The sequence below is a fragment of the Rhizobium sullae genome (genome assembly GCF_900169785.1).
GTDB lineage: Bacteria > Pseudomonadota > Alphaproteobacteria > Rhizobiales > Rhizobiaceae > Rhizobium > Rhizobium sullae.
The window spans coordinates 1-19,780 of sequence record NZ_FWER01000014.1 but is presented as its reverse complement, the minus strand read 5'-3'; the positions used below and the strand labels follow the sequence as shown (position 1 = coordinate 19,780).

Sequence of the window (19,780 nt, the reverse complement as noted above, 5' to 3'; positions counted from 1 at the left end):
AAATAGGTGCCAGTATGAACCCAACATCTGTCGACAACGCCGTCCTTCTGACGACGATCGATCGCGTCGCGGCGGCTTTCAGCCGTCTCAAGGGCATCAAGGAAGGTCTGGTGACGGCCGGGCCCGCCTTAGGGATCCAGTTCGACGAATGGGATTGGGAGGTTGGCGTCGGTCTTTATGGCTTCTTGAGACGCGCAATCTCCACCAATGATCAAAAAGCGCTTCAGGAGCTTGTGGCCTGGTACAGCGGCCAGATCGAGCGCGGCCTCCCGCCACGCCAGATCAACAGCACGGCTCCGATGCTGCCGCTTGCGATCCTCGTTCAGCATGTCGATCGTCCCGATTTTCGCGCGCTTGTCGAGGACTGGGCCGAATGGCTCGTCAAAGAGCTGCCCAAAACGGAAGACGGTGGGTTTCAGCACGTTGTCAAAGAGCGCCTCAACGATGGCGAACTTTGGGACGACACGCTGTTCATGGCCTGCCTCTTTCTGGCCCGGGCGGGAGTGCTTTGCGAACGCAGCGAATGGATCGATGAAGCCGTCTATCAGTTCGTGATCCACACGCGCTACCTGTCCGATCCGGTGAGCGGGCTGTGGTATCACGGCTGGACGTTCAATGGGCGGCACAATTTTGCCAATGCCTTCTGGGCTCGCGGCAATGCCTGGATCACGGTGGCAATCCCGGAACTATTCGATCTCGTTCCGACCCTTGGGGAGAAAGACCGCCGTTTTCTTTCAAACGTTCTTGCCAGCCAGGTGCGCTCGCTGAAGAGGTGCCAGAGGCCCGACGGCATGTTCACGACCCTGCTGGACGACCCGTCGTCTCCGTTGGAGACCTCAGCCACCGCCGGAATTGCCTACGGCATCCTCCGCGCCGTGGATGCCGGCATTCTCGACAACAGCGACAGGGCCCACGCAGAGCGTGCGCTTGCGGCGGTGCTCGCGCGCATCGATGAGGAAGGTGTCGTACACGGCGTCTCAGATGGTACGCCGATGGGTCATGATCTTGATTTCTACAGGCGCATACCGAATGTGCCGACGCCCTACGGCCAGGCGCTCACCATGTTGCTCCTGACGGAAGTCCTCCTGGAGCGCGGTCACGAGCAATGAGCCCGACCTCTCCTATCTCGATCGATGCGATCGGCAGCGACGATACAGCTCGATTGCAAGCGGCGATCAACGAGGTATCGGCTTCAGGCGGCGGACGCGTTGTTCTTGAGGCCGGTATCCATGTCTGCCGGGGGCTCCAGCTCAAGTCCGGCGTCGATCTTCACCTGGCCGCCGGCGCGATCCTGCGTCCGGTTCCGGACTATGACGCATATGCGCATACGACCGTTTCGGTCATTGCCGAGAAGTCGAACCGCGGCATGATCGTCGCCAAGAATGCGCGGTGGATCAGCCTGACGGGCTCGGGCCGCATCGAGGCCGGTTGCGACAGCTTCATCGTGGGAGACGACAAAACGGTGGGGACCTTCATCCCAGCCGAATTTCGGCCACGCGTTGTCGTCTTCGAGGCATGTGACGGCGTTGAGATCAGTTCCATCCATATCTCCCGCTCGCCGATGTGGACGCTGCATTTCATCGACTGCACGGATGTTGCGGTCAGGGGCGTGACGATCGAGAACGACCGTCGTCTCCCCAATACGGATGGCATCGTCCTCGATGCGTGCCGCGGCGCCGTCATCGAAGATTGCCTGATATCGACCGCCGACGACGGCATATGCCTGAAGACGAGTATTGGTCCGGCAGGTGCCGCCATAGGGCAGTGCCAAAACATCCTCGTCCGCCGCTGCTCGGTCCAAAGCCTGAGCTGCGCGCTCAAGATCGGCACGGAAACGCATGGCGACGTGACCAATGTCGTGTTCGAGGATTGCAACGTCTCGGCCTCCAACCGTGCGTTGGGCGTCTTCTCGCGCGACGGCGGACGAATATCGAACGTCAGGTTTTCGAGAATTGCAGTAGAGTGCCGGGAGACGCTCGACGGCTTCTGGGGCTCTGGAGAGGCGCTTACGATCAATGCCGTCGACCGTGTGGCGGAGCGGACTGCCGGTGCCATCGAGAATCTGATCGTCGAGGACATAACCGGCGAGATGGAGGGAGCGATCACGTTGATTTCGACGTCTTCCGCCGGCATTCGAAATATCCGGTTGGCGCGCATCAAGCTGGATCAGCAGGCGGGGCAGCTGGGCACCGGGCAATCCTACGACCTGCGCCCGACGAATGCGGATTTGGCGCCGAAGGCCGATGGAGGCGGCCGCGCCAATGCCTGGACCCGCGGTTCGGACGGACAGGTGATCGGACTGCAGCGCTATCCAGGAGGAATGCCAGCCGCATACCTGGCCGGGATTACCGGGATCTTTATGGAAGAGGTGCTGATCAAGAGGCCGGCGCCGTTGCCGCAGGGCTGGAACAAGATAGACGTCGCCTTCGAAACGGCGACACCTGATGGGAGCAGGGCATGGCAGAACTGAAGCTTTCTACTATCAACAAATCGTATGGCGCCGTCAAAGTCCTCCATGATGTCGACCTTGATATCACAGATGGCGAGTTCGTCGTTTTCGTAGGTCCCTCGGGATGCGGGAAGTCGACGTTGCTGCGCATCATTGCGGGACTCGAAGACATAACATCCGGTGCAATCTCGATCGGCGGGCGGGATGTAAGCCAGCTCTCGCCGGCCGAGCGCAAAATCGCAATGGTCTTCCAGTCCTACGCGCTTTATCCGCATATGAGCGTTCGCAAGAACCTCGCTTTCGGCTTGGAGAACCTCAAGTTCAAGCGTAGCGAGATCGAAGCGCGCATTGCCGAAGCGGCCAGAATGCTGGCAATCGAACCCTATCTGGACCGGCGTCCGAAGCAACTTTCAGGCGGGCAGCGCCAGCGGGTCGCGATCGGCCGGGCGATCGTGCGCGAACCGGATATCTTTCTCTTCGACGAGCCGCTTTCGAACCTCGATGCCGCACTGCGCGTTCAGACGCGAGCCGAAATCACCAAGCTCCATCGCGAGATCAAGACCACGATGGTTTACGTCACGCACGACCAGGTCGAGGCGATGACGATGGCCGACAAGATTGTCGTCTTGCGCAGCGGGCAGGTGGAGCAGGTCGGCGCCCCGCTGGAACTGTTCGATCGGCCGCGAAATCTCTTCGTGGCCGGCTTTCTCGGCTCTCCGCGCATGAACATCATGAAAGGCAAGGTGGCCAGTGTCGGCGAAGACGGCGTCTCCATCGACGTCGGCAACGGCGGCAAGCTCGCCAGTGACGTGGAGCCTGCTGGCTTCAACGTCGGGCAGGCGGTGCTGGCCGGCGTCAGGCCCGCGCACTTCGCACGCTCCAGCCAGGCTGGCCTGCCGTTCATCGTTCAGTATCACGAGGGTCTTGGAACCGAAACCTACGTCTATGGCCACTTGGAGGGTGAGGACGCGCAGATCATCATTCATGAGGCAGGCCATTTCGCGCCATCCCCAGGCGATCGCATCCTGATCAACTCCACTCCTGAGCGCGTTCATCTGTTCGATCCCGAAAGCGGTCTGGCTTTTGGCCGGCGGCAGGGAAAAGGGGGGCTCTGACATGGCGACGCTCAAGGGAGGCGCATTGCTTTACCAGGCGGGCGAAACAATCATGAGGGTGGTCGAGGCCCCCGTGAATGCAATGGAGCGAGTGCTTGGCCGCAAACGCATGCCATGGCTGTTTCTGACGCCGAACCTGGTTCTGTTCGGCATATTCACATTCCTTCCCATCGCGATTGCAGTCGGCTACGCCTTTACCGGCGGGACGAATCTTTTCGTATCGGACCGGCCGTTCGTCGGATTCGACAATTTCCGCACCCTGCTTGCCTGCGACGATTATCTGAGGCCCGGAACGTGCCGGGAATCGCTGTTCTGGACGGCTGTGTGGAATACCCTTTGGTTCGTGGCATTCAACGTCGTTGCCACATTGCTCGTGGCACTCATCACCGCACTGATACTCAATCGAGCGATTGCCGCGCGAGGCTTCTTCAGGGCAATCTTTTTCTATCCGGTATTGCTGTCTCCGGTCGTCATTGGCCTGATCTGGAAATGGTTCCTCGATCGAAACGGCCTGCTAAACGCCTTCCTGCAGATGCTCGGCGTGCCGCCGGAAATCTTTCTTCTGGATGTCGGCTGGTCGCGCTTCTTCGTCGTGGTTGTCTCCGTCTGGTTTCACATGGGCTTTTATACGCTCATCCTCCTGGCCGGCCTTCAGGCTATCCCGAAGGAGCTTTATGAAGCAGCCTCAATCGACGCGGCCTCGCCTCGGCGCACGCTTTTCAGGATCACGCTGCCGCTCCTCGGGCCGAACCTGCTGGTCGTTCTGATCCTTCTGATGATCAGGTCCGTCCAGATTTTCGACGAAGCCTGGGTTCTGACGAACGGCGGCGGCCCGGGCACAGCCAACAGCTTTATCGTCCAATACATCTACCAGATGGCCTTCGGCAGCGATCTTCGCCTCTTCGGCCTTGCATCCGCAGCATCCGTTCTGATGGGTGCCGTGCTCCTGGTGCTGACCCTCATACAGCTGCGCCTTGGCCGGCGGATGGAGTCATAAAATGAACAGCCTTATGAATCCGATCCGATTTCTGACGCGCACGCGACGGACCGAACGCGTCGATGTAACCGACATATTGTCATGGGTCTGGTTGTTCGCCGGCACCCTTGCGGTGCTCGTTCCTGTTGTCTGGGCGGGCCTTTCCTCGCTAAAGCCGGCCGCCGAAATCACCCGGTTTCCGCCGACGCTGCTACCCCGCGCTGCCGTCGAGCAGACGGTGTCCGGTTTCGACAAGCCGCTCAGCCTCTGGCAAGTCACCATTGACGGCGAGAAGCGCGAAATGGCCATGGTTCGCCGTATCGGCCTCAAAGCCCAGATGGTTGACCCTGCAAATCCGGGAAAGCCCGTGGGCGTCGACGTGAAGAGCATAACGCCCGTGCAGCGGTTGACCGTGGCCACGCAAAATTACGCCGATCCGTTGACGCGTTTCAACTTCCTGACCTTCCTCAAGAACTCGGTGTTTGTCACGTTCGTCGCAACGATTCTGACGCTGCTGGTAAATGCCCTGGCAGCTTTTGCGCTGTCGAAATACCGGTTTCGCGGCGACACGACGGTTTTCGTGATCATCATTTCAACCCTGATGATCCCGCTCGCCGTCGTCATGGTCCCGGCATATCTTGTCATCGTGGGAGTTGGCCTTGCCGATAACCTCTGGGGGGTCATCCTGCCGACGATCGCCTCCCCGACAGCCGTGTTCCTGTTGCGGCAATATATGCTGACGATACCGGATGAGCTCATCGAGGCTGCACGCGTTGATGCGGCAAGCGAATTTTGCATCTTCTGGCGCATCATCCTGCCGCTGACGGCGCCTGCTTTGGCGGTGCTGGCGATCTTCTCCGTCCTTTGGCGCTGGAATGATTTCCTCTGGCCGCTTATCGTCCTCAACAGCCGCGAGAACTTCACACTGCAGGTCGGCCTGAATGCATTCCAGGGAGAGTTCTCGGTGCAGTGGCACTACATCCTGGCGATGACGTTTCTCAGCCTGCTGCCTGTCACGATCGTGTTCGTGTTTCTGCAGAGATACATCACCACAGGCATCGCCGGAACAGGGATGAAGTGATCTGGGTCAGCGCGGCGGCGCAACGCTGCCGCGCAAAACGAGATGGCATCCGAGTTCCAGGCGATGTGCCGGCCGCTGCGGATCGTTGGCAATCAGCCGCTGTTCGATGAGGGACAAGGCAGCAGCGCCGAGTCTGTCGGCCGGAACGCTGACCGTCGACAGCGGCGGACGGCTGAACTCGCCGCGCACGATGTCATCGAATCCCAGCACCGAAATCGCCTCCGGCACGCGAATGTCGCGATCGGCCAACGCCTTCAGGCACCCAAGCGCCAAGTTGTCGGCGGCGCAGAATATGGCGGTCGCCCCTCGCATTAAAGGATCCCGATCAAGCAGTGCATTGATGGCAGCCTCGCCATGCCTGGGCTCATATCCTTCAGCTTCCACGATCATGTCGTCCAGAACAGGAAGCTGCGCGGCAAGAAACGCGTCGGAAAAGCCGTCATATCGGCGCTGGATCGTCGTTCGGCCCTTCCAGGTGAGGTGCAGGATGCGGCGATGTCCGAGCGCGAGCAAATGTTCGATGCCCAAGCGCGCGCCGAAGCGATTTTCGGGCGTGACCGTATCGACAAGCATGGCCGGATCCTCACCGTTTATAACGACGACAGGCATGCCGGCAGAGGCAACGCTTCGGATGAGTTCCGCGTGATCGTCGTTCAAGATCACAATACCGTCGGCACGCTCCGAAAGCGCAATCTGTCTTACCTGCGCTCCATCAATTCTCCGGCCGGTGCTGACGAAGGGCACTATCCTGATCCCGCGCCGCTCGCACTCTCTTCGAAGACCGTTGAGGATCGTCCAGCTCACCAGGTTGAGGTCGCTTTGCGGAGCCGCATCGTCAGGAATCGCCAGAAGCAAAACGCGCAACGCCGCAATCGTCGCCTTTTCCCTCCTGCGCTCAAGATAGCCTAGCCGCTTCGCCGAGTTCAGAACCCTCTCGCGCACCTCGATCGTCAGAGGCGCGGTTCCGTTCAGGGCGTGCGAGGCTGTGCTCAGGGACACATCCGCATCGCGCGCGACATCTTTGAGATTGACTTTGCGTTCCACTTTTCCGTCACGAATTCCAGTCGCGCCTTCGAATGCATATAAGCTAACTCGATGTTTTCACATAAAAACTTTAAAAATGCTACGTGTGTCGTGCCAGTTTTCATCGCTCTGTTCGACAATGACGGCGGCAAGGAGGCCGGCAGGCCCCATTTGGTTGGCGTTTTTCATTGGCGGCAGATCCTTGACCACATGCAGAACGGACACTTCAAGCCGAAGCGAAAAGCTTCGATTCGTAGTAGCTGGCGGGTGGCAGCGGGTCCTTCACCGTGCCGAACTCCTTGAACATGTTGTTAAAATTGGTCAGCCACTTGTCGACGGTGCCGTCGTCATCGGCCCCGTCCCACGAGGCGGCTGCAGCCAATCGAATCTCCAGGCGTCGTCTTCGAGAAGGCGGTCATCCTCATGAGTCCGCCTTCTCCTCCTCCCTTTGCTCCCGTTTCGCCTGCAGTCTGTCGAACTTGCCGAAGTCGGTCATGATGCTGACCAGGACGCTCCCCGTCCAACCGAAGGTGAACAACCCCGACATCCCAATGATTGGCCCGAGCAGACGCCAGTGGTCCGGGAGAGTGACGTTGCCCTCCCCCAGCGTCGTATAGCTTTCCAGGACGTAGTAGTAGCTGTCGCGCATCGACGGGATGATGGCCCTGACATAGAGAGGTACCGCCCAGATCAGCGTCTCTGTGAAATGCAGGATCGCCAGCGCAGCAATCGTCACCGCTAGCATCAGGTTCAACCGCCAATGCGGCGTGGCATTCGTGACGCCTGCCCATGACTTGCTGAACCGAAGGCTGATGCTCCGGATACCAGCGCCGTGCACGAAGATGACCACGATCAGAAACACAGTGCCGACGAGTATTTCCAGAAGTGGATCAGGATTCGATAGATGGTCCAATTGCTACGTCCTCGGTCTTGCAACCACCGCTGGAAGGCCCGTAACAAGCCTTCCAGCGGGCCGAAACCAGCACGGGCATGTTGCTATACCCTGGTGCTAGTAGCAGGGCGGATACGGGTAATATCCGCACGCCGGAGGCGGATAATAGCGACGATCCTCGGCGACTGCAGCACCGATTGCCGCCCCCGCAACGACGCCCGCTCCGTAATATGCGCCAGGATGGGCATACCATCCGCCACGCCAGACGGGGGCATTCTAAGCATCTGCTTCCTCCCGTTTTTGCACTGAGTGGCATTATTTCAGCAGTCCCAGATTGATCAGCTGAACACGTCGGTTGTCTGCCGACTCCGGGTGACCTGGATCGATCGGCCATTCCTCGCCAGCTCCGACTGAAAAAAGGCGATCAGGCGAAACCGCGAACGTGGTCGACAACGCTTCGTTGATCGCGTCGGCGCGTTTCTGGCTGAGTTCGAGATTGTGCTTGGCCGTTCCCGTCGCGCTCGAGTGTCCGACGATCAGGAACTTGTACCGGAACAGGTCCGGATGGTGCAGCGCGTCCGCGATGAGCCCGACGGTGCGGTAGGATTTCGGCGCGATGGCAGTCGAGTTGTTTTCGAAATCGATCTCGACGATCAACTGCGAGAGCTCTGACAACTTGCTCCAGTTGGGGAGCGCCGCGACGCCCTTCCCGACATTGGCGTTGGCTTCCTCCACGAGCAGAGCGACATCGACGGCGGGTGCTGCCGCCTTGACCTGTCCGAGAGTGGTCATGATCTGCGTGTTGTCGAGCTGCTGGGCTGAAGCGATGCACGGAGCCAGTAGCAGGCCGAGTGCTGCCAGTGAAATGCGAAGGCCATGAGTGATCATCTTGTTCCCCCTGTTTACGGTCATGGCTTACCGCCATCCAGCGTCGGTGATTGCCTGGTTGCAAGCCTTGTTGTCCACGCGCTTTGTCTCGACGAGGCAGGAGAGAATGTTCCCGTCGCCCTTCACGCTGTTGCAGTACTGGGAGATGTCATGCTGGCAGACCTTGAACACCGACGCCTGCGCTTCCTGGCGCTGCGCGACCGATGTCATGACGCTTCCAAGCGTCGATGTGCAGGTCGGGGAGACCTTTGACGCGTTCTTCTCGAGGCAGGCCTGGATGCGACCGTTTCCGAGGTTCTCTCCGTTGCAGAACTTCTTGATGTCGGCGCCGCACTCTTTGGCAAGCGTCGTTACCGCATCGGCGTAGCTGATCGTGTCGGCCCGACCGACCGCGGTTAGGGCGAGGAAGGCGGCGAGCGCCGTTCCTGCGAAGATGCCAACTCTGTCTATCATCATTGTCCCTCCTGAAGCGATTGTTCTGAAGTGGTGAATTTACGTCGAATGCTTGGCAGTTATCATCGTGGCGGTTTGAACGGGACGACCGAGGCTCTATCGAGGGACTGCTCGATCTCGGTCCGGAGGCTGTCGACGAGTTCCTGATACTCTGCGACGCGCTCGTCACGCTCAGGAGCGGTCGACTGTTCCCATTGCATTTCCTCGTTGTTCGCAATTTCGAAGTCGTCGCAGAGGTCGCGAAACTCCTCGTTGCGTGCGGCGAGTTCCTCGATGACTTTTGCGCGCTGCTGGAAGCAGCTCTTTACGAACCCAACACCGTTCCCCATCCGGTTTCATCCATTCGCATGTGTCGCCTGGCAGCAGGCGATCTCAGGACATGATGATGCAAATCTCTCCTTTCGGAGCGTATGTTACAGTAACCAACGGTCCCGTGGCCGACGCGCCTGCTTAGAACGTCGACACGCGCTCGACGAACCAGAACGTCGCCATCGCCCCGATCGCGTAGGTCGCCATCATGACGGCATGACGACCAAGCCAGGCGATCGGACGCCACTCCTTCACGAGCAGCTGATGGACGTCAGGATCACTGTCACATTCAACGAGCTAGCCCCTGATTGCTTCAATTCCCGTCTCATCGCGTGCTGACAAAATCAACCTTCCTACTACTCAAGCGGGCGTTTTGTGATCACTCCACCAGTTCTATCTCGCCCGGCTTCCAGGTCTTGTCGAACCACGATTCCAGCGGGCCGTAGAGGCGAAGAAGAACGTTCCAGCCCTTGCCAGGAACCGTCTGGACCCAGTTGGCCTCATGGCCCTCCGGCGCTGTCGGGCCGAACCAGACATCGACTGAGGAGTCCGCGTTTATAACAATGTCTTTCTTGTCGCTTCCAATGCTGGGGAATTGCTGGTCTGTCTGCAGCATCGATCGCGTCTGATTGTCATACACGACGAACGACCAGAATTCCTTTGCCGGAATGTTTGGCGGCAGGTGCACCTTATAGGTTTTGCTGCCATCGAACGGCTTGCCGTCCTTATCGGTCGTGGCACCGGCGTATTGCGAACCGATGCCGACCCGCTTTATCGCCATGGCCGGCGTGATGCCCGTCGCGTAGTAATGGAACAGGACACGGGCATCCAGATAGCGAACGCCGGGCTGCAGAAGAAACGCGTAGCTGCCGCCGACAAAGCCGGTGAACCAGGCACTGTCTGGATAATAATAGGCGTCTTTCATGCGGGCCTTGAAGGTGATGGTGCGCGCTGTCGCATTGCCGACGGCCACGGCGTCGGTGAGGATCTTCTTCATCCGCTCGTCGGGTGCGAAGGGTTTGCCCTTTTCGATGCCGATGGCGGCGAGCTGTCCCAGCACTTCCGGGTGATAGGCCTCGTTCGGCTCGTACTGGACGATGTTGTTCACTTCCTCGTAGAAGTGAAAATCATTGGCATGGATGGTGTTGAACTCCTTGCCAGAAACGTTGATGATCTTCATCTGCGGCGGGTTGTCGGCTTCCGAAAGACGATACACCTTGGCGAATTTCCTGGTGTTTTCGACCGCAGTTGCAGTACTGCCATTTTCGAGGAAGCCGCGCCAGAAAAACAGGTTTCCGTAGGTCGACGTGCGCAACACGAAATAACCTTCGGGGACCTTGCCCTCGTAGCCCGGCGGCAAGAGCAGGTATTTTCCACCCTTGCCCTTGTCTGGACCGGCATTGCCGACATCGCCGACATATTCGAACCAGTGGTTGTCGATCATTCCCAGGATGTTGGGTGGCGTCTCGATGACCAGCGGACCGGCCTTGGTGTCGAGCCACATGAGATTGTAGATGCTTTCCGTGTTGCCGGTCAGGAACAACGAACGCGAGTCCATGAGATTTTCGAAGATCAGGATGGTCTGATTGTTGTCCGCGCCCTGGCCGGCCAGTCCAACCCGCAGGGCTTCGACCGAAGCACCGGGCATGGCGTTAAGAAAAGCATCGACGCCGCGCATGAAATCGAGATTGTCGTAGATCTTCTCCGAAGTGGCGTCATCCGGGAAGCCATCGAAAAAATTCAGCTTGCCGATCCTGGTGTCCACACTCTCCGGCGTGACGATCGAATCCGGTATTGGCGTCGCCATTTTCATCGTCGGTGCTTCGGCGGAAGCCGGGGTAAGGCCCATTAGCACCACCGAAACGGTGGCGCAAAGCAGTCTCGTCGTGCGTATCATTGTTTTCTCCTCATCGGCATCCGACGCCATGCGTCAGCCCTGGTCGAGATAATTCATGGTGTGGATTTAGTATTGCGCCACATTGATACCGGGCGGCTGCCAAGTGCCTTCGCCGGCCGGCAGGATGGAAGGTGCTTCGGTCTTCGGCCAGTAGAGCCGCATCACGAGATAGATCGTGTCATTGGGCGCAGGCAGCCAGTTTGCCTCCTTGTCCGCGCCGGGGCTGTCTTTCTGGATATAGAGCGTGAGCGAACCGTCCTCGTTCTTCTTCATCCCCGGCAACATCGGCGAGTTGATGAGATATCGGTTGATCGGGTTCTTGATCAGGAGCTGGCTCTTGCCGTCGTACATCGTCACCGACCAGAAGGAGTTCACCGGCGGGAGTTGCCCGGCGGGAAAGGTGATCGTGTAGTTGTGCTTGCTGGCGTCGAGTGTTTCGCCTGCCGCATCCGTACGGGTAAAGGGATACATGGCTTCCACAGCATCGTTTCCGTAGAGACCCGCCTTGGCAGCGGCGGCACGTTTTAGCCAATCTCCCTTGTAAAAGGTGCGGTCGCCAAAGAACGAACCGACGCTCCAACCGTTGATCGTTTTGTTTCCGCTGGCCGCAAACTTGGTGACCTTTTCATCGCCATCCTTCATGCCAAGCCCGATTTCCAGCTTGTGAGCGATCGGAAGCTCCTTGAAAGCAAACGATCTACCCGGACCCACACCGATACGTGCGAGCTTGGCACGAATGGCCTTGTCCTCTTCCGTGGGCGGCACGAACTCGAGGGTGGCATCGAGATAATCGAAGAAGTTTTCCTTGATGCCCTGCGTCGTGGCCGGCAGGAAATCGATCGTCGGGGCGGCTGGGGGTGCGGGTTGCTTGAGGAAGGTCGACAGCGGCCGCACGTCGTAGCCGGCCTGCACCTTCTCCACGTTCGGCATATCTTCGACGTTGATAAGCTGGGTCCGGAAGTTGGCGAACACGAACGGGGTGGTCGAGGAAAAGATCTGATTGATGCCCGTGGGCTTTTCGGACTTCCAGTCGGGTCCGACAACGAGATAGGAGCCCGCATCGTTGCCCGTAGCGCGGCTACCCATGTAGCCAAAGTTGTAGGTGTTGCCGTCAATCAATTGCACCGAATAATAGCGCTCCTTCTCCACCGCCGGCACGGAGATCACCATCGGCTCGGCACGCAGATCCAGCCACAGTATGGAGTATGGCGTGTCGCTGTTCGGCGTGACGACTGCTGTGTCTTCGTAGGTCGCCACGTGGTTGAGGTTGTCGATCTTGTTGAACGGCGCCTTGAACTGGCTGGACTTCGGGTCGACGGCGAACTCGTGCATGACCGCATAATTCATCACGAGCGGCAGGCCGTAGATGAAGCCTTCCTCGGCGATGTTCTTGGCCTCGATGATGTCAGGGTAGCTCTGCGCCATCAGCGGGCTTGGCCTTGCAATCGCGGCGCCGGCAGCGATCGCCGCGGCGGAGCGAAGTAGATCTCGCTTCGTCAACATCTGCCGTACTCCTGTATTATTCGATGAGTTATCGAAATCCCCTTCGGCAGCACTTCCCGCCCTATCCAGATCAGGAGACAGGGGGTTGCCTTCGACCGCGATCGTGACCGGGCACTGTAAAAGCGCAAGTATGTAACCGTAACATACGAGTATCGCGCCGCGCGTCTCGGACATATGGTGCGGCTGATCGGGCAGTACTCCAGATAGAGCACCAGCCTGAATTCGCCGTGCACGAACTGCGCCGGCGCAATCTTATCGTCATGGACGGCGATCGATTTCTAGTGTAGGTTACATTCCATAGGGGTAATAAAATCGTTTTCTTGCATACGCGACCCTCAAGAGCGGGTGAGGAGTAAGCCGTGCAGAACCAAGTGCCAGCGGCGCACGATGTTGCGACGTGTTTGTCACGCGCTCCACCGAACCAGGACGATATTCGCGCTCAGCTCGAGCGCATCTTTTCCAGTTGCGAATTTCCGAAGGTGGGCCGAAGCGCCGCCCTTCTCACCTATGTCACGGAGGAGGCGCTTGCGGGCCGCGCCGAGCGCATCAAGGGCTATTCGATTGCCATCGAAGTGTTCAAGCGGCGCGAAGGGTTTAAGCAGGACGATCCCGTAGTCCGTATAGAGGCTGGTCGGCTGCGGCGCACGCTGGAGCGCTACTACTTGGTCGCCGGACAAAATGATCCGATCAGAATCGACATCCCCAAAGGCGGTTACGCGCCATCTTTCGTCTGGAACGAAGAGGTTCCGGCGTCTTCTTACGACCAGCCCGCCACACTGCGTCAACGATTACAAAAATTGATGCCATTCGGTCTTGGAGCTGGCATCATGCTCGGCGTGGTCATGGTGGCGCTCGCCGTTTCTGCCTGCTTGCTACCCACAAGGTTGGGCTCTACATCGCAGGGATCCATCAAGGAAGGTCCGACGCTCGTCGTCGCCCCGTTCACCAATCTCGGGGACGGGCCGCAGGCAGCCCTTTACACCGCGGGCCTGACCGAGGAGCTTTTGACTGCCCTTCCTCGCTTCAAGGAAATCAGGGTTTTCGGTCGCGAGACATCGAAGTCCTTGCCGTCCGGCGTCGAGGCGTCCCAGGTGCGTGGCGAGCTTGGCGCTAGCTTCCTCCTTGCGGGCGGCGTTCGTGTTTCGGGTGACCGCATTCGCGTGACGGCGCGCCTGCTTGATACCGACAATGACGAAATCCTGTGGTCGCAGACCTACGACGACGACATCAAGAGTGGTGATCTGTTGAGCATTCAGTCTGACGTCGCTAACAAGGTGGCGACCGCAGTGGCCCAGCCCTACGGCATCATGGCTCAGGCGGACGTCTCCAATCAGGCCCCTGACGATCTCGGTGTCTATGGCTGCACGCTGAGCTTCTATGGATACCGTGCGGAATTGAGCGCCACGCGGCACTTAGACGTGCGGGAGTGCCTCGAAAGCGCCGTCGCCCGTTATCCATCCTTTGCAACCGCATGGGCAATGCTCTCCATAATCTATCTCGACGAGGACCGGTTCCGGTTTAATCGGAACATTAACGGGTCGCCTCCGATTAATCGCAGCTTGCAGGCGGCCCGTCGCGCCGTGCAACTGGATCCGGACAACACGCGCGCTCATCAGGCGCTGATGACGGCGTTATTCTTCCATCAGGAGGTTTCCGAAGCCCTCCGCGTTGGCGAACAGGCGTTGGCGACCAACCCAAATGATACCGAACTGCTCGGGGAGTTTGGTACGCGTGTCGCGATGAGTGGAGAATGGCAACGTGGTGCTGAACTGCTCGACCGCGCTCTTGCCCTCAACCCAGGCGGCGCCGGCTACTACCATGGCACCCGAGCGCTCGCCGCCTACATGCTGCATGACAACAAGACCGCCGTCATCGAGATCAAGCAGGCGGATCTCCAGAAGTTTCCGCTCTTCCATGCCGTCGCCGCGGTGATCTACGTGAATGCGGGGATGATGGACGACGCGCGCCGCGAGGCTTTCAGTTTCAACGAGATGCAGCCGGATTTCATTCCCAACGTAGTGGCCGAACTCAAGGCGAGAAACTTCCGACCCGCCGACAGGGCAAGACTGATCGCGGACATCAGAAAGGCTGGCCTTCCCGCGTCCGACGAGGTGCAGGCGATGCTGTGGCGGCCTCAAGGATCGGCTGTACTTGTGCCACGGTAGCGCCGTGGGACGGCAGTGCACCGAGCCGTTTCGGTACAGATGCTACTAGATGTTACGGGCGTTTGCCGTCGCCCGACTGTAGAGTTCGCCGGATTGCAACGATCCATACAGAAGGGCATGCGTCGATGGCCAGACAATCACGAAAATTTCGGCATCGTTTCTCGGCTGCGCTCGCGGCGGGTACCCTCGCCCTGATCGTTTCCGGGTCCTTGTCGGCAACCCGCGCTGACGAAGCCGACGCCAAGAAGCTGGTGAAGGCGATGTCGGACTATCTCGCCTCGCAGAAGGCGATCTCATTTGACTACGACACCAATCTCGAGGTCGTAACCCCCGACCATCAAAAGATCCTGCTTGCAAGCTCCGGCAAGATGGAGATGGGCCGGCCCGACAAGCTCCGCGTCACCCGGCATGGCGGGTTTGCCAACGTCGAGGTGACATTCGATGGCAAGACGGCGACGCTCTTCGGCAAGGACGCCAATCTCTATGCGCAGGCCGAGGTGCCCGGAACGATCGCTCACCTGATCGACGAGATGCGAGACAAGCTGCATCGGCCTGTTCCCGGTGCCGACCTTCTGTTGCCCGACGTCTACGGCACGTTGATGGACGGCGTGACGGACGTGAAGGATCTCGGCAGCGGCGTCATCGGCGGTACCGAGTGCGACCACCTCGCCTTCCGCACCAAGGAGGTCGACTGGCAGATCTGGATCGCGCAAGGCGAACATCCCTACCCCTGCAGGTATGTGATCACCGCGACCCAGGTCGATCAGGGGCCGCAATACAGCATCCAGATCAGTGACTGGAAGACGGGCACCGACGTTGCGGCGGCAGACTACACGTTCAAAAACACCACGGACGCCAAGAAGGTCGATCTGTCGAAGCTCAAGGACACCGACGAGCTTCCCGACCACCTCGCAGAAGGAGCGAAGCAATGACCCTGTTCAAACGCGTGCGAGTTCTCCTGATTGCCTCGGCCGTCGGAATTTCCGGTCTTGAGATCGCTGAGCAGCTTTCGATCCCCGTGACAGACGGGATCGGGATCGTGACCCCGGCCGAAGCCCGGATCGGCCGGCCGTTAACTCCGGTCAGCGTCGCCGGAGTGGCACGGCGCACCGTCCGGCGCTGCGCGGTGGGCGTCTACTACTGTTAGGACGAGGCAGTCGAGGGTCTGTCAGTGAGCATTTGTTGAATGAGGGCGATCGGTGAGCAGTCATTGTTGCGTTGGGTGGGCGTCGGCCAAGAAGGGCTGGCTTCGTTGGCTTGTTGTGAGTGCCGTGCTTGCAGCACTTCCCGGATGTGGCGGCCATCCGAAGGATGTGCTGACCCCCGTGGCCGACACGTCTCCAGGCTCGCCGAAAGTCGACATGCTGATCGCGACGACCCGCACCCGGTCGACCGTGCCGGGAGAGATGTTCAACGGAGAACGTGCGCTGGCCCCCGCCTTCGCCGACATGACGATATCCATTCCTCCGAGCAAGGTCCGCAAGGAAGGCCAGGTCGCCTGGCCGAAGAGGCTGCCGTCCAATCCTGCGACGGACTTCGCCACCGTGAAGGCCGACGACCTCGACGTCGACGAAGCGAAGAGATGGCTGAGCGCTGCCGTCAGGAAGACCCCCGACGGCAGCGTTCTCGTCTTCATTCACGGTTTCAACAACCGATTCGAGGATGCGGTCTACCGCTTCGCGCAGATCGTCCATGACTCCGGCGTCCATAGCGCGCCAGTGCTGGTGACATGGCCTTCGCGCGGCAGCCTGCTGGCATATGGCTACGACCGTGAGAGCACGAATTATACCCGCAATGCCCTGGAGACGCTCTTCCAGTATCTGGCAAAGGATCCCGAGGTGAAGGAAGTCTCGATCCTGGCGCATTCGATGGGTAACTGGCTTGCGTTGGAATCGCTGCGCCAAATGGCCATCCGCAACGGCCGGCTGCCGGAGAAGTTCAAGAATGTCATGCTCGCGGCCCCCGACGTCGACGTCGATGTGTTCAGCCAGCAGATCGCCGACATGGGTAAGCAGCATCCGCAGTTCACGCTGTTCGTATCCCGCGACGACAAGGCGCTGGCGTTTTCGCGCCGCGTCTGGGGGGACGTTTCCCGGCTCGGTGCCATCGATCCGGAGCAGGCTCCGTACAAGAAGGAGCTGGAGGACAACAACATCATGGTGATCGATCTCACCAAGATCAAATCCGGCGACAGCATGAACCACGGCAAATTTGCTGAATCTCCCCAGATCGTCCAGCTCATAGGCCAGCGCATTTCGGAGGGGCAGACGCTGACCGACAGTCACGTCGGACTTGGCGACCAGATTTTGGTGGCGACCAGCGGGGCGGCGACCGCGGCGGGCAACGTCGCGGGTCTGGTTCTAGCTGCGCCCGTTGCCGTGATCGATCAGGACACACGTGACAACTATGCGAGCCACGTCAGCAGTGTGGCAGGCACGAATGGCGCGCGGCCGGGCGCAGCAACGGTCAAGCACTGCGAGGACGGACGACCGACGCCGAACTGCAAACGCTAGTATTCGAGATTCCAGCCTCGGTGGCCAGTGATATACTTTGATTCGCCAATACCAACGTGACTGCAATTCAAGGGGACTTTCATGAGGGTAATTCTGGTACACGCTGCGGTTCTTTGTGCGAGCCTTGCAGTAGCTTCGTCTGGACGGACCGCGGACATCGCGCCTGGCATTCCGGAAGCCAAGGTGGTCGAAAGCGAAAGCGGCTGGTCATACACCGCAGCCCCCTACTTCTGGGCCGCGGGGTTGTCGGGAGACGTGGCGCAATTCGGTCTGCCCGAAGTCCATATCGACTCCAGCTTCAGCGACCTATTGGAGAACCTCGACTTCGCCTTCATGGCGGCAGGCGAAGCCCGGTACGACCGTTTCAGTATCTTCGGCGACATCATTTACACCAAGCTCGGAGCGGACGCGAACACGCGAAACGGCATTCTCGCAGACAGCGTCGATGTGACCTCGAAGACCTTCGCTGGACTGCTCGGGGCCGGATATTCGGTGCTGGAGAGCCAGTCGGGTCATCTCGACATCGTCGGGGGCGTTCGCGTCTGGTCGGTCGATACGACCATCGGATTCAACGGCGGCATCCTGGGTGGCCGCGAAGCGGACGATGGCGCGACCTGGGTCGACGCCCTCGCTGGTGTCAAGGGGAACTACTTCTTCACGCCTGAAATCTACGTCACCGGCTGGGGTCTTGTCGGCGGCGGCGGCGCGGATGTCGACTGGGATGTCTCCCTGGCGCTCGGCTACAAGTTCACCGACACGATCTCTGCAGTCGCCGGCTACCGAGCGTTAGGCGTGAACTATAACAACGATGGTTTTGTATTCGACGTCGTCCAGCAGGGTCCGATCATCGGCGTCGCGTTTCACTTCTAGGCGGCGGCTCATGAAAATTCGATGTTCAATGGGGATGGCATCAAATGAATAGCATAGCTGGTCGGACGGTGATGACCCTGACGGCACTTGGGCTCGGTACAGGGCTGGCATACGCCCAGTCGAATGAAGACCTGGCGAAGAAGCTCTCAAATCCGATCGCCTCGCTCATCAGCGTGCCGTTCCAGTTCAACTACGACCACGGCTATGGTCCGAACGACGGCGACAAGGCGAATCTGAACATCCAGCCTGTCATTCCCTTCGAGTTAAACGAGGACTGGAACATCATCTCGCGCACCATCCTGCCAGTCACATGGCAGAACGACATCGCCGGGCCATCGGGAACGCAGTTCGGTCTCGGCGACACAACGCAAAGCTTCTTCTTCTCGCCTTCGAAGCCGACCGAGAGCGGCATCGTCTGGGGCGTCGGTCCCGTGTTCCTGCTTCCGACGGCGACGGACGAATTACTCGGAAGCGGCAAATGGGGTGCGGGTCCGACAGCGGTCGTCCTCAAGCAGGACGGCCCGTGGACGTTCGGGATGCTCGGTAACCACATCTGGTCGTTCGCTGGTCAAAGCGACCGGGAGGATGTGAGTTCGACGTTCCTCCAGCCGTTCATCTCCTACACGACCAAGGACGCCTGGACGTTCTCGCTGAACACGGAGTCCACCTATAACTGGGAAACGAACGACTGGTCGGTGCCGATCAACTTCACGGTCGCCAAGCTGATTACCATCGACAAGCATCCGATCAGCCTGACGGCCGGCGTCCGGTATTGGGCCGATGCGCCCGCGAACGGACCTGAAGGGGTCGGCTTCCGCGTGGCGCTGACGTTCCTCTTTCCAAAGTGATTGTCCATTATCGCGAAGGAGCGTCGTGATATTCGAAACATATCCGCAATCCTTCCTTCTTGCTCGGCGCGGCCGCACGAAAATGCGGCGCTGAACGCCCGTAACATACGCTCCGGTAAAGACCATCAACGGTCGGAACATCGAGCTGTCCGGCGCTGTCGTCTACCAGCGATCGGCGAGCGCGGGCATCAGTCTTCGAAACTGTCATGAGAAACGGGGATAGCCGTGCGGCAGCAGCAGCACCGGCGCGTCGGCAGGGCCCGTCCTGGTAATAGAATACGTTGTTTCCGTCTACCGCGATCTGGCGGCGTCTCATCCACACCTCTGCTTCCGCCGCCAACTATGGCAACAATACTCTCAGAACCATGTACCGGCCTTAGCAGGCCCTCACGGCAAACTCGCTTGGAGGTTTCCTCCACCGTGGCCAAGTAGCCCGGGCAATTGCCGCCGAACAGCGACTTGCCCGGCGCATCCGCTGTTGGCGGGATGCGGAAGGTTTGCGCCTTGGCACGGACATGCCTATGCGTCTTGTGCATAGGTGCAGTGAGGGATTGTCACTTTTTTAAACCGATTGAAACGCCTATGTTCCAATCATCGAAACGACGCCGGAGCCAAGCAAGGTTGCTGACGTCAGACAGCCCTCAGGAAAGGGGATTATCATGAACGTCGCACGCTCTTTCAACAACTGGCGCAAGTTCCGTCAGACCGTTAACGAACTTGGCCGCATGTCCAGCCGTGAACTGCAGGACCTCGGTATCGACCGCGCCGACATCCGCAGCATTGCCCGGGGATCGCTCG

At 59.4% G+C, this 19,780-nt stretch carries 19 protein-coding genes and 1 pseudogene; 12 read left to right on the top strand and 8 right to left on the bottom strand.

Translation table 11 applies throughout. The annotated features are described in order from the left end of the window. Positions 1-14 precede the first annotated feature (14 nt). Genes bglB through BN1800_RS14230 form a run of 5 tightly spaced genes read left to right on the top strand, consistent with a single transcriptional unit; the run spans position 15 to position 5,621 of the window. Entirely contained in the window at positions 15-1,109 is a 1,095-nt protein-coding gene (gene bglB / locus BN1800_RS14250) for a beta-galactosidase BglB (RefSeq protein ID WP_086998508.1), read from the top strand. Continuing rightward, complete coding sequence (pglB, locus tag BN1800_RS14245; RefSeq protein ID WP_086998505.1) at positions 1,106-2,470, top strand: polygalacturonase PglB; 1,365 nt, start codon at positions 1,106-1,108, stop codon at positions 2,468-2,470. The genes bglB and pglB overlap by 4 nt, the downstream gene beginning before the upstream one ends. Continuing rightward, complete coding sequence (locus tag BN1800_RS14240) at positions 2,458-3,564, top strand: ABC transporter ATP-binding protein (RefSeq protein ID WP_086998502.1); 1,107 nt, start codon at positions 2,458-2,460, stop codon at positions 3,562-3,564. Before pglB ends, BN1800_RS14240 begins: the two co-directional genes overlap by 13 nt. A 1-nt stretch (position 3,565) precedes the next feature. Further along, entirely contained in the window at positions 3,566-4,561 is a 996-nt protein-coding gene (locus tag BN1800_RS14235) for a carbohydrate ABC transporter permease (protein WP_027511436.1), read from the top strand. A 13-nt stretch (positions 4,562-4,574) separates the two neighbouring features. After that, a complete protein-coding gene (locus tag BN1800_RS14230; protein WP_179213795.1) occupies positions 4,575-5,621 on the top strand; it encodes a carbohydrate ABC transporter permease in 1,047 nt (348 codons plus the stop codon). Positions 5,622-5,627: 6 nt separating this feature from the next. On the opposite strand, the gene BN1800_RS14225 is transcribed toward BN1800_RS14230, so the two are convergent. From BN1800_RS14225 to BN1800_RS14190, 8 genes and pseudogenes are all read right to left on the bottom strand, one after another. Next, positions 5,628-6,665, bottom strand: coding sequence for a LacI family DNA-binding transcriptional regulator (locus BN1800_RS14225; RefSeq protein WP_027511438.1), 1,038 nt, complete (start codon positions 6,663-6,665; stop codon positions 5,628-5,630). A gap of 205 nt (positions 6,666-6,870) precedes the next feature. Further along, positions 6,871-7,026 (bottom strand): hypothetical protein, encoded by a 156-nt coding sequence (locus BN1800_RS41390; protein WP_179213790.1) that lies wholly within the window; start codon positions 7,024-7,026, stop codon positions 6,871-6,873. Beyond that, a pseudogene (locus tag BN1800_RS14220) lies at positions 6,966-7,557 on the bottom strand (ion channel). The gene BN1800_RS41390 and the pseudogene BN1800_RS14220 overlap by 61 nt, the downstream one beginning before the upstream one ends. Positions 7,558-7,851: 294 nt before the next feature. Further along, positions 7,852-8,424: an OmpA family protein gene (locus tag BN1800_RS14210; RefSeq protein WP_086998490.1), complete on the bottom strand. Its 573-nt coding sequence runs from the start codon at positions 8,422-8,424 to the stop codon at positions 7,852-7,854. Positions 8,425-8,451: 27 nt separating this feature from the next. Then, on the bottom strand, positions 8,452-8,880 hold the full coding sequence (locus BN1800_RS14205; protein ID WP_086998487.1) for a cysteine rich repeat-containing protein: 429 nt from the start codon (positions 8,878-8,880) through the stop codon (positions 8,452-8,454). Positions 8,881-8,939: 59 nt separating this feature from the next. Further along, a complete protein-coding gene (locus BN1800_RS14200) occupies positions 8,940-9,206 on the bottom strand; it encodes a hypothetical protein (protein ID WP_086998484.1) in 267 nt (88 codons plus the stop codon). A 359-nt stretch (positions 9,207-9,565) separates the two neighbouring features. Further along, positions 9,566-11,083, bottom strand: a complete 1,518-nt coding sequence (locus tag BN1800_RS14195) for a DUF1254 domain-containing protein (RefSeq protein ID WP_086998481.1) — start codon at positions 11,081-11,083, stop codon at positions 9,566-9,568. Between the two features lie 66 nt (positions 11,084-11,149). Continuing rightward, positions 11,150-12,586 carry a DUF1254 domain-containing protein gene (locus tag BN1800_RS14190; protein WP_086998478.1) on the bottom strand — a complete coding sequence of 479 codons (1,437 nt, stop codon included), beginning with the start codon at positions 12,584-12,586 and terminating at the stop codon, positions 11,150-11,152. A gap of 359 nt (positions 12,587-12,945) precedes the next feature. On the opposite strand from BN1800_RS14190, the gene BN1800_RS14185 reads away from it, so the two are divergent. The 7 genes from BN1800_RS14185 to BN1800_RS14155 form a co-directional block, all read left to right on the top strand. Further along, positions 12,946-14,751 (top strand): adenylate cyclase, encoded by a 1,806-nt coding sequence (locus tag BN1800_RS14185; RefSeq protein WP_086998475.1) that lies wholly within the window; start codon positions 12,946-12,948, stop codon positions 14,749-14,751. 125 nt (positions 14,752-14,876) lie between these two features. Beyond that, positions 14,877-15,683: a DUF2092 domain-containing protein gene (locus tag BN1800_RS14180; RefSeq protein ID WP_086998471.1), complete on the top strand. Its 807-nt coding sequence runs from the start codon at positions 14,877-14,879 to the stop codon at positions 15,681-15,683. Continuing rightward, positions 15,680-15,898 carry a hypothetical protein gene (locus tag BN1800_RS14175; protein ID WP_086998468.1) on the top strand — a complete coding sequence of 73 codons (219 nt, stop codon included), beginning with the start codon at positions 15,680-15,682 and terminating at the stop codon, positions 15,896-15,898. Before BN1800_RS14180 ends, BN1800_RS14175 begins: the two co-directional genes overlap by 4 nt. Positions 15,899-16,022: 124 nt before the next feature. Further along, positions 16,023-17,264: an alpha/beta hydrolase gene (locus BN1800_RS14170; protein WP_086998700.1), complete on the top strand. Its 1,242-nt coding sequence runs from the start codon at positions 16,023-16,025 to the stop codon at positions 17,262-17,264. An 81-nt stretch (positions 17,265-17,345) separates the two neighbouring features. Next, positions 17,346-18,134, top strand: coding sequence for a hypothetical protein (locus BN1800_RS14165; RefSeq protein WP_086998465.1), 789 nt, complete (start codon positions 17,346-17,348; stop codon positions 18,132-18,134). Between the two features lie 44 nt (positions 18,135-18,178). Beyond that, a complete protein-coding gene (locus BN1800_RS14160; RefSeq protein ID WP_086998462.1) occupies positions 18,179-18,982 on the top strand; it encodes a hypothetical protein in 804 nt (267 codons plus the stop codon). A 659-nt stretch (positions 18,983-19,641) separates the two neighbouring features. Beyond that, positions 19,642-19,780 (top strand): DUF1127 domain-containing protein (locus BN1800_RS14155; RefSeq protein ID WP_086998458.1); only part of this gene is annotated, 139 nt, incomplete at its 3' end.

What these genes read in the sequence shown, in the direction of transcription:
- BN1800_RS14180 (WP_086998471.1), top strand. Translation starts at nt 14,877, where the DNA reads ATGGCCAGACAATCACGAAAATTTCGGCATCGTTTCTCGGCTGCGCTC.
- BN1800_RS14230 (WP_179213795.1), top strand. Translation starts at nt 4,575, where the DNA reads ATGAATCCGATCCGATTTCTGACGCGCACGCGACGGACCGAACGCGTC.
- BN1800_RS14210 (WP_086998490.1), bottom strand. Translation starts at nt 8,424, where the DNA reads ATGATCACTCATGGCCTTCGCATTTCACTGGCAGCACTCGGCCTGCTA.
- BN1800_RS14190 (WP_086998478.1), bottom strand. Translation starts at nt 12,586, where the DNA reads ATGTTGACGAAGCGAGATCTACTTCGCTCCGCCGCGGCGATCGCTGCC.
- BN1800_RS14175 (WP_086998468.1), top strand. Translation starts at nt 15,680, where the DNA reads ATGACCCTGTTCAAACGCGTGCGAGTTCTCCTGATTGCCTCGGCCGTC.
- BN1800_RS14205 (WP_086998487.1), bottom strand. Translation starts at nt 8,880, where the DNA reads ATGATGATAGACAGAGTTGGCATCTTCGCAGGAACGGCGCTCGCCGCC.
- BN1800_RS14240 (WP_086998502.1), top strand. Translation starts at nt 2,458, where the DNA reads ATGGCAGAACTGAAGCTTTCTACTATCAACAAATCGTATGGCGCCGTC.
- BN1800_RS14200 (WP_086998484.1), bottom strand. Translation starts at nt 9,206, where the DNA reads ATGGGGAACGGTGTTGGGTTCGTAAAGAGCTGCTTCCAGCAGCGCGCA.
- bglB (WP_086998508.1), top strand. Translation starts at nt 15, where the DNA reads ATGAACCCAACATCTGTCGACAACGCCGTCCTTCTGACGACGATCGAT.
- BN1800_RS14160 (WP_086998462.1), top strand. Translation starts at nt 18,179, where the DNA reads ATGAATAGCATAGCTGGTCGGACGGTGATGACCCTGACGGCACTTGGG.
- BN1800_RS14235 (WP_027511436.1), top strand. Translation starts at nt 3,566, where the DNA reads ATGGCGACGCTCAAGGGAGGCGCATTGCTTTACCAGGCGGGCGAAACA.
- BN1800_RS14195 (WP_086998481.1), bottom strand. Translation starts at nt 11,083, where the DNA reads ATGATACGCACGACGAGACTGCTTTGCGCCACCGTTTCGGTGGTGCTA.
- BN1800_RS14165 (WP_086998465.1), top strand. Translation starts at nt 17,346, where the DNA reads ATGAGGGTAATTCTGGTACACGCTGCGGTTCTTTGTGCGAGCCTTGCA.
- pglB (WP_086998505.1), top strand. Translation starts at nt 1,106, where the DNA reads ATGAGCCCGACCTCTCCTATCTCGATCGATGCGATCGGCAGCGACGAT.